The sequence below is a fragment of the Cyanobium sp. NIVA-CYA 375 genome (genome assembly GCF_056108345.1).
Window position 1 is genome coordinate 1 of sequence record NZ_JBSYHW010000066.1, and the last position, 13,798, is coordinate 13,798.

General features: G+C 65.2%; 22 protein-coding genes. 9 read left to right on the forward strand and 13 right to left on the reverse strand.

Annotation, left to right across the window (positions count from 1 at the left end; all coding sequences use genetic code 11):
- The 4 genes from AC01FP_RS13495 to AC01FP_RS13510 all read left to right on the forward strand — a co-directional run.
- On the forward strand, window positions 1-300 hold a 300-nt coding region (locus AC01FP_RS13495), incomplete at its 5' end, for a hypothetical protein (RefSeq protein ID WP_474480929.1).
- 268 nt (window positions 301-568) lie between these two features.
- Window positions 569-1,171, forward strand: coding sequence for a sigma factor (locus AC01FP_RS13500; protein WP_474480931.1), 603 nt, complete (start codon window positions 569-571; stop codon window positions 1,169-1,171).
- A 41-nt stretch (window positions 1,172-1,212) separates the two neighbouring features.
- Window positions 1,213-1,341 carry a hypothetical protein gene (locus AC01FP_RS13505; protein ID WP_474480960.1) on the forward strand — a complete coding sequence of 43 codons (129 nt, stop codon included), beginning with the start codon at window positions 1,213-1,215 and terminating at the stop codon, window positions 1,339-1,341.
- A gap of 132 nt (window positions 1,342-1,473) precedes the next feature.
- Window positions 1,474-1,797, forward strand: a complete 324-nt coding sequence (locus AC01FP_RS13510) for a hypothetical protein (RefSeq protein WP_474480933.1) — start codon at window positions 1,474-1,476, stop codon at window positions 1,795-1,797.
- Between the two features lie 45 nt (window positions 1,798-1,842).
- Here the strand turns inward: AC01FP_RS13510 and AC01FP_RS13515 are convergent, their stop codons facing one another.
- The 7 genes from AC01FP_RS13515 to AC01FP_RS13545 all read right to left on the reverse strand — a co-directional run bounded on the left by AC01FP_RS13515 (window position 1,843) and on the right by AC01FP_RS13545 (window position 6,021).
- On the reverse strand, window positions 1,843-2,403 hold the full coding sequence (locus AC01FP_RS13515) for a hypothetical protein (protein ID WP_474480935.1): 561 nt from the start codon (window positions 2,401-2,403) through the stop codon (window positions 1,843-1,845).
- 72 nt (window positions 2,404-2,475) lie between these two features.
- The gene (locus AC01FP_RS13520) at window positions 2,476-2,943 is read right to left on the reverse strand and encodes a hypothetical protein (RefSeq protein ID WP_322782419.1); all 468 of its coding nucleotides are present in this window, start codon (window positions 2,941-2,943) and stop codon (window positions 2,476-2,478) included.
- Entirely contained in the window at window positions 2,943-3,719 is a 777-nt protein-coding gene (locus AC01FP_RS13525) for a hypothetical protein (RefSeq protein WP_474480937.1), read from the reverse strand. Before AC01FP_RS13525 ends, AC01FP_RS13520 begins: the two co-directional genes overlap by 1 nt.
- Window positions 3,720-3,734: 15 nt before the next feature.
- The gene (locus AC01FP_RS13530; RefSeq protein ID WP_474480939.1) at window positions 3,735-4,157 is read right to left on the reverse strand and encodes a hypothetical protein; all 423 of its coding nucleotides are present in this window, start codon (window positions 4,155-4,157) and stop codon (window positions 3,735-3,737) included.
- 4 nt (window positions 4,158-4,161) lie between these two features.
- A complete protein-coding gene (locus AC01FP_RS13535) occupies window positions 4,162-4,599 on the reverse strand; it encodes a hypothetical protein (protein ID WP_474480941.1) in 438 nt (145 codons plus the stop codon).
- A gap of 3 nt (window positions 4,600-4,602) precedes the next feature.
- On the reverse strand, window positions 4,603-5,532 hold the full coding sequence (locus tag AC01FP_RS13540) for a major capsid protein (protein ID WP_106502084.1): 930 nt from the start codon (window positions 5,530-5,532) through the stop codon (window positions 4,603-4,605).
- 84 nt (window positions 5,533-5,616) lie between these two features.
- Entirely contained in the window at window positions 5,617-6,021 is a 405-nt protein-coding gene (locus tag AC01FP_RS13545) for a hypothetical protein (RefSeq protein WP_474480943.1), read from the reverse strand.
- A gap of 91 nt (window positions 6,022-6,112) precedes the next feature.
- Here AC01FP_RS13545 and AC01FP_RS13550 point away from each other — a divergent pair, with 91 nt between their 5' ends.
- Window positions 6,113-6,859 carry a C39 family peptidase gene (locus AC01FP_RS13550; RefSeq protein ID WP_474480945.1) on the forward strand — a complete coding sequence of 249 codons (747 nt, stop codon included), beginning with the start codon at window positions 6,113-6,115 and terminating at the stop codon, window positions 6,857-6,859.
- A 17-nt stretch (window positions 6,860-6,876) separates the two neighbouring features.
- Window positions 6,877-7,134 carry a hypothetical protein gene (locus tag AC01FP_RS13555; RefSeq protein WP_254935723.1) on the forward strand — a complete coding sequence of 86 codons (258 nt, stop codon included), beginning with the start codon at window positions 6,877-6,879 and terminating at the stop codon, window positions 7,132-7,134.
- 40 nt (window positions 7,135-7,174) lie between these two features.
- Here the strand turns inward: AC01FP_RS13555 and AC01FP_RS13560 are convergent, their stop codons facing one another.
- Window positions 7,175-7,849, reverse strand: a complete 675-nt coding sequence (locus AC01FP_RS13560; RefSeq protein WP_254935722.1) for an HD domain-containing protein — start codon at window positions 7,847-7,849, stop codon at window positions 7,175-7,177.
- A 216-nt stretch (window positions 7,850-8,065) separates the two neighbouring features.
- Here AC01FP_RS13560 and AC01FP_RS13565 point away from each other — a divergent pair, with 216 nt between their 5' ends.
- Window positions 8,066-8,281, forward strand: a complete 216-nt coding sequence (locus tag AC01FP_RS13565; protein ID WP_254935721.1) for a hypothetical protein — start codon at window positions 8,066-8,068, stop codon at window positions 8,279-8,281.
- 75 nt (window positions 8,282-8,356) lie between these two features.
- On the opposite strand, the gene AC01FP_RS13570 is transcribed toward AC01FP_RS13565, so the two are convergent.
- The 5 genes from AC01FP_RS13570 to AC01FP_RS13590 form a co-directional block, all read right to left on the reverse strand.
- On the reverse strand, window positions 8,357-8,641 hold the full coding sequence (locus tag AC01FP_RS13570; RefSeq protein WP_474480947.1) for a hypothetical protein: 285 nt from the start codon (window positions 8,639-8,641) through the stop codon (window positions 8,357-8,359).
- 5 nt (window positions 8,642-8,646) lie between these two features.
- Window positions 8,647-9,507: a hypothetical protein gene (locus AC01FP_RS13575; RefSeq protein WP_474480949.1), complete on the reverse strand. Its 861-nt coding sequence runs from the start codon at window positions 9,505-9,507 to the stop codon at window positions 8,647-8,649.
- Window positions 9,508-9,577: 70 nt separating this feature from the next.
- Window positions 9,578-10,144, reverse strand: a complete 567-nt coding sequence (locus AC01FP_RS13580) for a hypothetical protein (RefSeq protein ID WP_474480951.1) — start codon at window positions 10,142-10,144, stop codon at window positions 9,578-9,580.
- A gap of 3 nt (window positions 10,145-10,147) precedes the next feature.
- On the reverse strand, window positions 10,148-10,675 hold the full coding sequence (locus tag AC01FP_RS13585; protein ID WP_474480952.1) for a hypothetical protein: 528 nt from the start codon (window positions 10,673-10,675) through the stop codon (window positions 10,148-10,150).
- Window positions 10,672-12,063 carry a DUF4055 domain-containing protein gene (locus AC01FP_RS13590; protein WP_474480954.1) on the reverse strand — a complete coding sequence of 464 codons (1,392 nt, stop codon included), beginning with the start codon at window positions 12,061-12,063 and terminating at the stop codon, window positions 10,672-10,674. Before AC01FP_RS13590 ends, AC01FP_RS13585 begins: the two co-directional genes overlap by 4 nt.
- Window positions 12,064-12,404: 341 nt before the next feature.
- Between AC01FP_RS13590 and AC01FP_RS13595 the strand changes: the two genes are divergently transcribed.
- Both AC01FP_RS13595 and AC01FP_RS13600 read left to right on the forward strand, forming a co-directional pair.
- On the forward strand, window positions 12,405-13,286 hold the full coding sequence (locus tag AC01FP_RS13595) for a hypothetical protein (protein ID WP_474480956.1): 882 nt from the start codon (window positions 12,405-12,407) through the stop codon (window positions 13,284-13,286).
- 151 nt (window positions 13,287-13,437) lie between these two features.
- Window positions 13,438-13,785 carry a DUF6864 domain-containing function gene (locus AC01FP_RS13600; RefSeq protein WP_474480958.1) on the forward strand — a complete coding sequence of 116 codons (348 nt, stop codon included), beginning with the start codon at window positions 13,438-13,440 and terminating at the stop codon, window positions 13,783-13,785.
- Window positions 13,786-13,798 lie beyond the last annotated feature (13 nt).

Consider the following 13,798-nt stretch of genomic DNA (forward strand, 5'->3'; position numbering starts at 1 on the left):
CTCCAAGATTTGATTTCAAAGGCGATCAGGGCTGGCGATCAAGCGTATCGCTTGGCGCCGGTGTCGATCGGATATTCAGCTTTTCGTGAGTACTACTCAAGTACTGGGCAGTCATCCGTGAATGCCATGAGAGCCATTAACGCAATGAATACGACGGCTAATCTATGCTCTATTTCTGCAACGGAAAGCGCCGCTCTTCGGGCCGGTGACCCAGAGGCCATCGCGTTGATCGCCGGGCTTCAGCTTGCACTGCAAGTCACTCCTGCGGATTGCGCAAAGCATCAATGGAAAGGTTATTGAAGTAGCTACTCAGGCTGCATCGAATTCTGTAGATCCTTTCGATCTGTATTTACTCCATTGTTTTGCCCATTGTCGGTTCCTGCTTGTGAGCGCCATTCTCAATGGCATACCTCCGCTATTCACTGGAAGCCCGTGGCTTGACTTCTTATCGTTTGGTGCCTATGGAAGTTGATGCATTAGTTGATTTCTTGTGTATAACTTTTAGCAGTCTCTTGTCTCGATCTCTCCGACTCTTGCTCTTGCTAGCCGGTCTCGATTGCCAGCAGCAGTGAGGGGCATCGGGCCGGCGCACACCCACCGCATTCCTCGGCCAGTCCTCACGCCGCGTCAAGGATCGGGCCAGGCGCCCCCAGGGGCGTTCTTGCCGCGGCGCTGCGGCCGGCCGGTGGGGGTGGGGTTCTTCGCCGTCTCCCAGATGGCTTCCCTCGCTTCCCCGTCCCTCCGCCAGAAGCCGGCAGGCTTAGCCCTCAGCCGTTCTGCCCTCAAGGCCCGTGATGCCCTGGTGCTGGAGCACCTTCCCCTGGCTGATGGCATTGCCTCCGCCACCGCCCGGCGCCTGTTCCCGCTGGTGGAGCGGGAGGACCTGATCCAGGTGGCCCGAGAAACCCTGGTCCGCTCTGCTCCCCGCTGCAGAGCGGGCGAACCTCCAGCGCCCTATCTGCGCCGCTGCATCACCGGTGGCCAGCAGCGCCAACTGCGCGATCGGGTGCGGCTGGTGCGCGTTCCCATCGCCTGCATGAGCAGCGCTGCTGTTCGCTGGGGCACTTCAGCCTTGATGCCAGCGCTGATGGCGAGCCGTGCCTACTCGATCAGCTGGCTTCCCCTGAGCCCGAGCCAGCTTCCGGCTGGGCCGAGCAGCAGCTGGCGCTAGAGCAGCTGGTCGAACAGCTGCCCGCCGCCCAGGCCACGGCTCTGAGGCTCACGCTCCTGGAGGGTCTGTCGCTGCGGGCCGCAGCCGCGCGGCTCCAGATCAGCGCCATGTCGGTGCAGCGGGCTCAGAAGAAGGCCATCGCTTCCCTGCGGCTCCATTTGGAGGCGTAGGGCCTCTATGCCTTTCCAGAACATCCGGTCCTGGAAAGGCTTGCTCCGGGCCTCTCCAGTCTGAGGCCTTCCTGTCGTCAGGCCTCTGCTGGGATCGGTCCCGTCGCTGCGCCGCTCTCGGCGCCGATCGTCATGGCCACACGCTCTGCTGCAGGCATCCCGGCTGCTGCCGAATCACCGTTCTGCCGCCCTGAGGAAGATCCCTTCCTGTTGCTGGAATCCACGCTCCGCTCCGTGCAGGAAATCCTTCTGCGTCGGCGGGGCTTGCCGCTGCGGCGCATCTGGATCGAGCAGCCCTATGGAGAAGAGGAGATCACCCTGCTCGAGGAGGAGGTAATCCCGGCAATCCAGCAGTGCCTGGCCCGCATCGATGAGCTCGATGAGCGGCTGCTGGCCGAGCAGGAGCTGCTGCGGCGCTCCCAGCTCGAGGCGCAGCGCCAGCTGATGCTGGCCTGAGCCCATCCAGGCCCGGCGGGCGTGATCAGCACGCAGCGCCGGGCCTCAGCTCAGCACGTACACATCGCCGCTGGTTTGATCCAGGTACAAGTCACCCGGCACAGATCCGGGCACGGTTGTGGGTGCGCCACTGCCGGTGAACCAGCCGGTGCCGCGGTTGCCCTGGGGCCCGGCAGGACCCTCCACCCCCTGCAGGCCCTGGGGGCCGGGCTCTCCCTGCAGGCCTTGCGGTCCCTGTGGGCCGGCGATGCCTTGGGGTCCCTGGATCGAACCCCCATCCACCCAGGTGCTGCTGGTGGCGTCCCAGACGCGGAAGGAGTCATCCGCCTGCACGATGTAGGCATCCCCCTGGGCGGCATCGGCGGGCAGATCCGCCACCGTGGGCACATGCCCCTTGAAGGTGATGCCCAGGCCCGGAGCACCCTGGATGCCCTGCTGGCCCTGCGGTCCTTCCGGGCCGGCAACACCCTGCATACCCGCTGGTCCCTGTGGGCCTTGCACGCCCTGGGCGCCATCGGCACCGGGTTGGCCCTGTACCCCCTGAGGTCCCTGCAGGCCGGGATCCCCTTGCGGGCCCTTGAGCGAACCGGAGGGAATCCAGGCCATGGAAGAGCAACGGCCCTGTGGCCGGCGAGAGCACACCCCCTATTGCCGTTGTTGCGCTGGGGTGAGCGCAGCTCAGTGCTGCAGCACCTGCCACCAGGAGCCGCGCAGCACCGTCACGGCTGTGCCGGCCACTTCTGAGCGGAAACGCAGGCTGAGGTTGCCGGCATTGGCGCCGTTCTCCACCGTGCCGCTCACCTGGGCCCTGAGCACTGAACTTCCGGCGGAGGTGGTTCCGATCAGGGGCGTGTCGTAGCTGCTGGCGGTGAGGTTGCGAAAGCTGGTGAGCGATTCACCGGTCACCAAGTTGTGGATCACCGCCTGCGGTGTGGCGGGGCCTGAGAGGGTGGTCACCAGGCCGGTGTTGTTGGCGCCGCTGGAGAAGTAGAGCTCCGCTGAGAAGGAGAGCACCTGTTGCGCCGCCAGCGGTGTGCTGAACAGGCTGAGCCAGCTGGTGTTGGAGGTGGTGCTGAGTGCCGCGGGCAGCCGCGCCACCCGCAGCATCGAGGGGCCCTTGAGGTTGGTGCTGCGTGTCCAGGGCATCAGCTCAGCTCCAGTTGGTAGAGATCACCGCTGCGGGTGTCGAGATAGAAGTCGCCCGCTTGGGCATCAGGCAGCACACCGGGTGGCCCCTCGCCGCTCCACCAGCGGGTGCCGCCGCCACTGCCCGGCGGGGTGGCCCAGAGGCCGTCGGCCCTCAGGAAGCGGGTGCTGGAGCCATCGCTGGCGGGTACGCCGCCGCTACTGGTGCCGCCACTCCAGGGCTGCAGCTGCCATTGCTCGCGGCGCCGGCCGTCGAAGGGTTGGCCCAGCAGGCCGCTGCCGGGGATCAGCGGTTGAATCGCCCCCGGCGGTAGGGGTGGCGGTGGCGGCCAGATCGGGCAGCCCAGCAGATGCACCGCAAGCTCGGCGCTGATGCCGCTGCCGCTCAGTTCTGCCGAAACCTGCCAGTCCTGGGCGCAGGCGTAGGCATGGCGCAGCCGCGGCGCATTGTCGCCGCTGGGCCAGGGCCAGGTCTCAACGCTGCCGTCGCCCCAATCAATCGTCAGGGCTGTTGGCACCGGCGGCCGGGCCTGGAGCAGCAACAGCACCGCGGTGCTGCCAGCTGGGTCCTGCGGCACGGCTGCCGCCGGCAACCAGGCCAGCTCCAGTGGTGCGGCGGGGATGGGAGCGCGGCGGTAGCCCTGCTGCTCCCATCTGGTCACCTCCACGGGAGGCACCCACACGCTCTCACCCGGACAGCCCAGCGGCGGCAGCAGGCGAATCAGCTGCGGGCTGGCTGCCGTGCTGCTCGCTTGGGATGGCAGGAGGGAGCGCACGGGAGCGATCACACCTCAAAGAAGCGGGTCGTCGAGCAGCAACGCCTCGCCTGTGGCGCTGGTCTCCAGCTCCCAGGTGGCCACTGGCTCGGACTCGGCGACGTCTGGGGTTGGTTCGACTGTGCTCGCCTCTGGCGTTGCTGCGGCCAGCGGCACCTCGATCACTGCTGCAGGCGCTGTCGGCTGCGGCGTGATCTGAACGCCGGTGGCGGCGGCGATCAGGGTCCAGCCCTGCTGCTGCCAGCCGCTCAGGTGCACCGGCCAGATGAAGCGCTCCTGGCTGCCGTCGCTGATGCGCACCAGGCCGGCCGGAACGGTGGGATCCACCAGGTCGTGGCGGGTCGCCGTGGCTGGTGCCACTTCGATCGCGGTGGGCTGCGCCGGCAGCGCCTCGGCTGCCGGTTCCTCTGCAGGGCTGGTGGAGCGTTTGCGGGCCATGGGCTCAAGCCGCGATGGTGGCCGTCAGGCCCGCGTGCATGCCCGCCGGGGTGGTCGGGGTCACGAGCGCCTTGGCGAAACACACCGCCGGCAGATCGAGGTTGGGCAGATCCGCCGGTGTGATCTGGATGTCATGGCCGGAAAGGAATGCCTCCACCCGGCCGCCTTCTGCCGGTAGGGCAACGCGGACAGCACTGATCCAGGTGCCGGTGGTGCCATCGCGCAGCACCGGTGCCAGCAGCAGCTCCACCTCCACCGCGGCAGGCGCGCCGGGATGGGAGGCCACCAGCGAGAAGCGGGCGGCCGCATCGAGCTTGGTGTTGAGCAGCACCTCCTCACCGGAGAGGAAGGTGTGCTCGCTGTTGCGGATGGCGCTGCGGTTCGTCCACCCCACCAGGGTGGTCTCCGCATCGATCAAGGGGTTGCCGTCTGTGAGGGCCATGGCTCAGGCAGCGGGGGTGATGTTGAACAGACGGCCGGCGGCGCGGGGCTGCAGCACGGCAAAGCCCACGTACCAATCCACGCGGGTGCGGAACACCGGGGCATCTGGCACCTCGCCCAGGTCCCGCACCGAGATGCCGTAGCGGCCCTGGAACGGGCCCTGCAGGCCGGTCACGCCCTGATCACCAAAGGTGCAGCAGTAGATCGAGCTGGTGCCGCCCGCCTCGTCGTAGCCCATCACCTCGACGCCCTGGGCATCGCGGTCGACGGTGAGGATGTCGCAGTCCTGGTAGCGATGCACCGTCATCCCGTAGGAGTTGGTGCTGGTCTGGTAGACGCCGCCGCCGATGGAGGCACGGGCGAGGGCATTGAGCTGGCGGCGCATCGCCTTACTCATCACCAGCACCTTGCTGCCGCCGTAGGCATTCACCGAATCGATCAGCTCATCGAGCCGATCGAAGTTCAGCGGTGCACCGGGGATAGCGCCGGAGGCGTTGTTGATCGCCATCGGGTTGCCGGGCGGCAGCCGCTTGCTCAAGCCGTCAAAGGCGCGGGGGTTGCTGGCGGTGTCGCCGTTGATCACGGTCGCCTCCAGCGTCAACCGCATCGAGCGCACCTTCATCTCGATCTGGCTGGCGCGGGCTTCAGGGCCCATCAGGTCCACGATCGAGCGGTCCACATCCACGTCACCGCCGAAGAGGTGCACCGCTTCTGCGCGCTGGTCCACCACGCCGTAGCTCTGGGTGTAGCCCTCGTTCACAGCGCGGAAGCCCACCGAGGGCAGTTCCTGCTCGGCGGAATAGAAGAGGCCGCTGCCGGCGATGTTCATGAACGGCAGCCGGGCGAGCAGTTCGCCCTCCGAGAAGGTCTTGAGCACAGCGAGGTGCTCAAGCCGGTGCTCGTATTTGGCTGCCTCGATCAGGGTGAGGCCCATGGCACAGGTGGGGCCAGGCCCCAGTGATGTCAGGGGCTATTGCCGAGCAGCTGCGCTGAGCGTTTTGGGCCGTCGCCCGTCACCTCAGAGTTGCTCTAGTGGGGTCTGCCGACCTGGAAGCGTGTTGATGGCCAGTCTTCTGCTGCTCCGGTAGCTCTGCCAGAACACCACCAGCAACCGGCCGATCAAGGAGTGCGGGTGCTTGCGCTCACGAGCGGCCGAGCTCCATAGCCCCCGGCTGATCAGCCAGCGCTTGATCGCTTCCATGAAGCGGCCGCGGCGGCTGGCGAGCCAGAGAGAACGCTCGAGTTGCTGACGCCTGAATTCGCGGCGCTGATGGATTTCGCCCATCACGATGCCGTGCAGCTCCCAGTCCACTGAACTCCTGGAGTTCTGCCGGTAGTGGGCATCGAGCTCCAGCAACTTTTCATCCTCGAGATTGCGCGCCAGCTGGCAGTAGTGCTCGTGGCTCTCAGGCAGGAGGCACATCAGCCGACTTGGATGACCTACCCCACAGTTTGCGCCGAATGCGGCTGACTGGATTGGCGAAACGGCAACAGCAGAGGACTGCCCTGCTGCCATGTCTCCAAGCTCTCCCGCTCCGGCTGCCGTTGCGCCTGCTGCCCAGGCGCCGTTCAACGCTGAGCGCTGGCGCCAGTTCTGGGACAACTGGAAGGCTCAGCCTCAGCAACTGGACGGCATCGAGCAGTTGCGCCAGGCGGTCATGGCGGCCGATCCGACGATCCTCATTGAGGCCGCCCCATGGCGGCAGACCTTCTCCTCGGCGCCGCCGGCTCCGTCCCATGCCAATCCGCTGCCGGTGGCCTGGGAGAACCAGAACGACAACGCCTCAGGCACCGGCTACCGCGAGTGCTTCTCCAGCAGCTGCGCCATGCTCGCCCGCTTCTGGGGCAAGGTCAGTGGCGATGACGCCTACAACGTCATCCGTGCTCGCTATGGCGACACCACCTCGGCAGAGGCGCAGTTGGCGGCGTTGCGGTCCCTGGGGCTGACCGCCCACTTCGCCACCAACGGCCAGCGCGCAACGCTGGAGGAGCAGATCAACCTGGGGCGGCCGGTGGCGGTGGGCTGGCTGCACCACGGCCCCGCCTCAGCCCCCAGCGGCGGCGGTCACTGGAGCGTGGTGATCGGTTTCACCGAGACAGTCGCCATCCACAACGACCCCAACGGTGAGGCCGACCTGGTCCATGGCGGCTACACCGCCAACACCAATGGAGCAGGGCAGCACTACAGCTGGAAGAACTGGCTGCCGCGCTGGCAGGCCGATGGTCCCGGCACCGGCTGGCTGCTCACCTGCCATCCCTGACCCCAAGGAGCACTGCCATGGCTGGTGGCGATGGATTTGATCGCGAGCGCTTCCTATTGCGGGCGGTGGCTGGGGTGTTCATCGCCCAGTTCGCGCTCTATGCCGCTGGCCTGGGCGGTTGCTTCTGGCTTGGTCTGCAGCGGCGGCTTGGCCCGGTGTGCAGCAGCTACGCCGAGAACCTGCAGCAGACCTTTGAGACGGCGGTTGGCACCAGCCTGGCCTTGCTCGGTGGCGGCAGCATCGTCAGTGCCCGGCGCCGCGATCCAGACAACTGAACCAGCCTGGCCGCAGCGCTGATCGCGACGGGCGGAAGCTTTAAGGCTGAGGATGGGCCTCCGTTCGATCCAGGTAGCTGGCGGCCCACACCGCCGGAGCGATGCCATGGGGCACCAGGCGCCGGTAGGGCTCGCTGCTCAGCAGCTCCTGCACCGCTTCTGCCAGCAGGGCGGTGGAGCGACTCTCCGGCAAGCGATGGCTCAGGGCCTGTTGAACGCGCAGCAGGTACCAGGCACTGCCTTCCAGTCCAGCCGTGAAACGCTCCCAGCCATTGGGGTTGCTGCGCGCATCGAGCACCAGATCGCGGGCGTTGTGGGCCTTGTCGGCTGCCGTCACCAGCAGGGAGGTCTGAGGCTTCTCCTCCAGCGAGGCGAGATAGCGGGTCTTGCGCAGCAGCCAAGGTTCCTTCTCGGCGCCGGGCTCCACGGGGCCAGCGGTGTCGGTGCAGTCCACCACGATCGCGGCCACCTCCTCGCCAAAGCGTGCGGCAATCGAGGCCTGGCTCTGACCCGCGTCCTCGATGGCGTCGTGCAGCAGAGCCGCGATCGCCTGATTTTCGCTGCCGCCGTCCTCCCACACCAGAGCACTCACGGCAATGAGGTGGGCGATGTAGGGAACCGGCTTGCCCTTGCGACGCTGACCGCGGTGCAGCTCAGCCGCCCAGCCCAGGGCATCGGTGTAGCGCTGGCTGTGGGCGTTCTCAGGAGCCGTCATCGCCACGTTCTATAGCCGGTGTTGCGGCTGCTGTCTCAACCAGGCCCCGGCAGCCATCCGGCCATGGGGTCGGCGAGGAATCACCAGCACTGCCCCGGAGCGCAGGGCTGCGCCCTGCTCGCCCCGCCCTGGCAAGGGCTGACGCGAGCCGCTGCGCGGCCCTTGCCAGGCCGTGTCGTCCGGGGCGATGGGACAGGTGTTCCTCGCCTCCGTCCCATGGCCTCCTCTGCTCCTCTGGCCTGTCCGATCCGTCAGCTGGTGCTGCACAGCTACCCGGCTGGGCTCAAGGTCGCCGCTGCCGAGCGCGTCACGGTCTTTTATGGCCGCCGCGGCAAGCCCGTGAAGAAGCCGCGCTTCCTGCCGGCTGAGCTGGCCCATCAGCTGGCCCGCAAGCTGGCCGCCAAGCGCCTCGGCACCGTCTCGGTGCTCTGAGGCGGCGGCCTTCCGGCCCGGCGTTGCCGGGCCTTTCTGCCCTTGGCCAGCTCGTTGCCAAACCGGTGGCTGATCTCATAGCCAGGGCCGGTAGCGGCTCCATTTCCTGCGCGCTGCAGTACGAGCGGGAGCTGAGCCGAACTGGGGGCTGCTGCCATTGCGCCGCCGCCGCACCCAAACGCCCTGACGAATCAGGCGGCGATCGGCCTCATTGGCCTGCTGGATCGCCACCAAGCTGCCGTAGCCGGCTTTCTGCCTTGCCTGAGCACGATCCCTGGCCTGGCTGCGATTCAGCGCCGGCACCACGGTGGCGGTGGAGCGACGGCTCCAAAAGGCCAGGTAGTAGTGCCAGCGCGTCATGACGCTCAGCTGCGCGGGCTGCGGCCGTTGAGGGCAAAGCCGGCCCGGTAGAGCTCGCTGGCGCTCATCGCCTGTGGATTGATCACCTCCCCAAAACCGCTGGCGCCGAGGCTGCCGGCTGCAGTGCCCGGGGGCAAAGCGCCCGTGCCCATGGCGCCGCGCTGCTGGAACAGGAAGCCATACACGGGGTGGATGCGCAGCTGATCGAGGTAGTCGGCCGTGGTCATTGGCCGGCCGTCATCACCCAGCAGCGGCTGGCCCTGGCCGTCGAGGGGTTCGAGCGCATCGCTGCCGTCCTTGCTGCTGCCCAGCCGGAAGCAGTCCCAGAGCATCGAGCGGAACACCTGAAAGAAGGTGCCGCGCCCATCGCCGCCGGTGCGCCCTTCCGCTTCTGAGAAGGCACGCTCCAGCAGTCGCTCCTTGCGTAGCTCCTGCACCCGCTCATGGGCGGCGTCGCGCTCCGCCGAGACTGCTGCCACCCGTTTGGCGGCGGCCTCCTCCATCTGGCGCTCACGCAGCTCCAGCTGCTGCTCGAGGTGCTGCTTTTGGCGTTCGGCCTCCTGCAGACGGGCGTACTCCTCGGGGTTGATCTCCGAGAAGCGGGTCAGCTGCTGCCGCAGCCCGCGCAGTTCTTTTTCGAGGTTGTTGCTGCGGCGGCGCTCGGCCTTGAGGGCTTCGCTGAGGCCGTCTCCACCTGAGCCTTGGGGGGATTCATTGGCGGCGGTTGCAGCATCCGAGCCGGTGCTGTGCTCGGCCTGAGTGCTGTCCTGCTCGCTGGCCTCCGGGTCGCGGAGGTCCAGCAAGTCGTTGCCGTCACCCGCGTTTCGGGTCGTGCTCGTGTTTGGGGTTGCGGAAGCAGTGGCCATGACCCGTCTCGGCTGTCAGTGGGATGGCAGCCCATCGCGGCGCTGCCATCCCCTGTTGCCGAGGCAGGAATTAGATGAGTCGATTCGGCTTGAGCGTTCCGAACACCCGCTCACCAATCAGCGGCTGCACCAGGGAGCCGATGCCGCCGGAGCCGTAGTCGGCGCAGAACTCCAGCACCACGAAGGCAGTGTGCTGGGCGTAGGGATCCACATCAGCAGCGCCCGCAGGATTGAGCAGGCTGAGATCCCCCAGCCAGATCAGTCCCTCGCAGGGGGCGACCACGGTGCTGCCACCGGTGGCCACACGGCGGCCGTTCTGCTGCCAGCTCAAGGTGCTGCTCAGCCAGATGGCGCCCGGGTGAGGCGGCAGGCGGGTAGCCCGGCAGACCATGCCGCTATAGGTGAAGTCGCCGGTGTCGACCCCAGGGCCGTTCTCCTTAGAGGAGATGTAGTTAGCGCGCACCAGAAAGCACTCGAGCACATGCGCCGCCACTACCGCTGAGGTGGTGTCTCCTGGGATGGCGTTCTCCGCCAGCAGCAGGCGTGCATTGGCAAATGGCTGGAGGGGCGTAGCGGGCCAGGGCCCGGCCGCCCGTGGATGTTGGCCGCTGGTGAAACGTCTGGGGCTTGTGCTCATCGCTCAACCCCGCAGCATCGGCGTTGCTCCCAGCTGCCCTGCGGCCTGGGCGGTGAACTGCACCCAGCTGCTGAGGGAGGGCAACAGCAACAGCAGCTGGTCGGCATAGCGACGCCGCTGACGCAGCAGTCCCATCGCGGGCGAACTGGGGTTGGCGTAGGTGGTTTCGCTCTCCTCGCGCAGGAGCGCCGTGTCGTAGGCGATCACATCTGCTTTCTGCAGGGGTGCATCACCAGCCGCCGCGACCGAGCCGGCGATCGGCCCCGAGTGGCTGCGCTTCTGGATCGCCTGCTCCTGCTCGCAGCCACCGTCCAGCAGCTGTTGATCGATCACGGCCACCGCATCCAATAGAGCGCGGGCGCTCAATACCCCGGCCGGGTGTTGGCGCAGCAGATCTGCCATTGCCCGACTGATGGCATCCAGGCAGGGAACGGTGGCGGGCAGCGCCAGGCACTGGCGGATGGACTCCTGGTCTTGCGGTTGCCACGTCGCACCACCTGGGGCGCTGGGCGCATTGCTGCTGGTGGTCATGCAGAAGCCGGCGCCACGCCGGCCAGATCCCCCAGCCATTGCCGCAGGGCCTGCTCGCTCACGATGCCGCGCTCATGCAGCTGCAGCATTTCGGCCACGGTTGGTTGTGGTTTTGGCGCGGGGGCCAGCGGGCTGATTTCCACCAGCAATGCCGGACCCTGCTGCACGGGAACTGGTTCTCCGGTGATTGCGCACCAGTGCAGCAGGAGGGAGGAGAACATCGAGGCCTTCTGGATCGCCTGGCTCTGCAGCAGCGCATAGGCCTGCGAGGCCGCCAGCGAGATCTCGGTGGCGGTGCGTGGAGCCCCCTGGGCGCCAGAGGGAATCAGGGCGTCACGGCGCATGCCCTGGTCGAGGGATTCCAGCCAGGCGCGGTGCTCGGCCAAGGAGCGGGCCTGGATCTCAACGAACTGGAAGCTGGCGCCATCGGGCAGGTCGATCACGCTGTTGGGGCCCAGCACCACCGGCTCGCTGGTGCCACTGCCCATGGGGCCGACGACCCCTGTGCGCACACCCACCGGCAGAGCCGTTCGGTAGAGCAGCTCCTGGTAGTCGCTCTTGCAGCGGAAGTGGTTGAGGTACTGATGCGCCAGGCCAAGGTGCGGCAGGTCACCCTCGCCAAAAGCAGCGCCATCACTGGCGTACCAGATCAGGGGCAGCTGGCGGATGCCGCTGTAGTGCTGCAGATCCGTGCGCTGCGGGCGCCAGCCCGATGGGGCCTGCGGGTCTGCCACCAGCTCGATGGTCTCAACGCTCATGCCCTCGCCATCGAGCGCCACGGATCCGTAGAGCCACGGATGCTGAGGCCGATCCGGCTCGAGTGGCTCGCCTTGGGCCTTGGGGTTGGGCAGCCGGAAGCTGACCGCGTCAGGCAGGGACTGGGGGCCAGGCAGGTGCCAGTTCAGAACATCGCGGCGCTCCAGCAGCGCCAGACGCGGCAGCGAGAGACGATCACCACGGCGCAGCGCCTGCTGCCGGTCGCCCTCACTGGGCCAAAGGTGCTGCGGTGGCAGCACGCCGATCAGTGCTGCCCCATCGCGGAGCACCAGCACGTCGGCCCGTTCGAGGAACACGCCCAGGTCGGTGCCGCGTCCATCCACATCACTGATCACAGCCTGCAGCGATGCCGGCAGCTCACGCCAGTGGCTGGAGGCCAGCATCCCCGCGAAGGTGCGCAGGGCATCGCGGAAGAAGCCGGAGGGCAGAGCCGCCTCCAGCCGTCGTCGGTATGCGCTCTCTGGCTCCCGTTCACCGCGGGGAAGGTAGTGCTCCTTACGGCCAGCGAGAAGGTCCCAGCAGTCCTGGATCAGGTCCAGGCGGGGGAGCAGTGCGGCCAGGCTGGGGTGCAGAGGCCAGGGGAGCAGCTCTGCTGCGTTCACAGGGGGCACGGGGATCAGCGGCGCTGCCAGCTATTGCCGGTGCCACACCCCAGGATCAGCCGGTGCACCGAAAAGATATGCGGGCTGCGCATAGGCCAGCAGTAGGGATCAGGATGGTTCTCAGACCCGCGAACCACACCAACGGTTGACGAAGTACAGCGCAGAGTCACGGCCATGACTGTCAGCCATGTTCACGCAGCTGATGCCCTGATGGTGGTTCTCGGAAAACAATCGGCTTGCCGGGCTGGTTCACAGAATCGCCGAAGAAAGAGTTACGCGCATCTAGATCCTGTGGTATCGGATAGCAACCAAGCTATGATCAGCGAGGCATTAGCAGCGATCATGCAATTGTGGGCTCAACAATCAATCTAGATTTCCGAAGCTACTCGAAAGGGTTGTTTGCAAAAGCAGTTAGCCTGCTCGCTCCCGGACAGTGCGACGACTTCTCGGTGATTAGCGGAAGCATTCTGCTCATTGTCGCTCTTGAGAAGTTGACAAAGAGTATTATTCACACCAGAAACCCTTTGATGATTCTATATGAGAAGCTAACTTTTGATGATCTTGTGGCCCAAGAGAACGGGGAGGCATTTGACAATCGCAGTACAATCTCTTTTGAGTTGACACTGGATAGAATAATTAAGCTATACCCAGCCCTATCTGGCTTCAGGCGAGACATAAAAGCTGTTATTGAAGACAGGAATCTGCTGATGCATAACTACGGCTACCTAGATATAGTCCGTCTAGAGAGAAACGTGCAAGTTAGAGTCGCGGACTTCGCGGAAGCTTTGTGCAATGAGTGTCTCCGTGAACAACCAGCGGAAGTAATTGGGGAAGAGGCATGGATGCTTCTCCAAAAAAATAGAGATGCCTACCGTAATGCCGAGAGCCTCGAGCTAGCGCAGCGTATTGCTCATCTACAAAGACTGCACAGCCAGGGCCAGAAACTTCCATGCCATAAGGTAGATGCTAAGCCCGACCAACAACAGTTAAGTCTGATCTGTCCTGTGTGTCAGCAAGATGCATCCGTCCTCTTTGATATCGACTGGGACGTTGATGTCGATCATAGGGAAGGAATCATGCTAGGCGCCTACCCTGATGCAACTCCTGTCGCATTAACTTGTGGATGTGGCTTTACGCTGTCAACTCAGAACGAAGTGAGATGCCTGTTGGGCGATAAAGGGGAAGAAATGTGTGAGCTTGCACTTAGTAGTCTTATAGATAAGCGCGCATAAAGTCCTTTCAAGCATGCGTCGACCTCATAGCATGGCCATTCACCTGACCCGCCCCCACAGATTAACGACCCCCATCGGCACACTTCTGCTCCAGCTCTCTGCGGCCAGGTGATGGCCAGCGTTAAACTGACGATGAGCAAGGAGGACTGACTTGAAGATCACAGTAGGTGGAAGAGAGCTGATCGGACATGCGACTCTCTTGATTCCCAAGGATGAGGCGGGATGGATTGAATTCGGTGCCTCAAACTTTCTTGTCAGAGTAAAGATCCTATTTGTAGACTCCGCGGACGATCCCGAGCCTGGATTCACGCTGAGTGGCGCCGATGACCATGCAGCACTGACAATCCGAAATTGGAACAATCCTCTTCCAATGTGCATTGAAAAACCCGCCCTTTTGGCCGAACAGGATGGGAAGAATATACTATTTCAGTTTATCGGCGACTCAATCGGCAGCTTAAAGCGTATTGAACTTGCATTCTTCTGGGAGGAGGCTCAATGACCGGAAGGGTGCG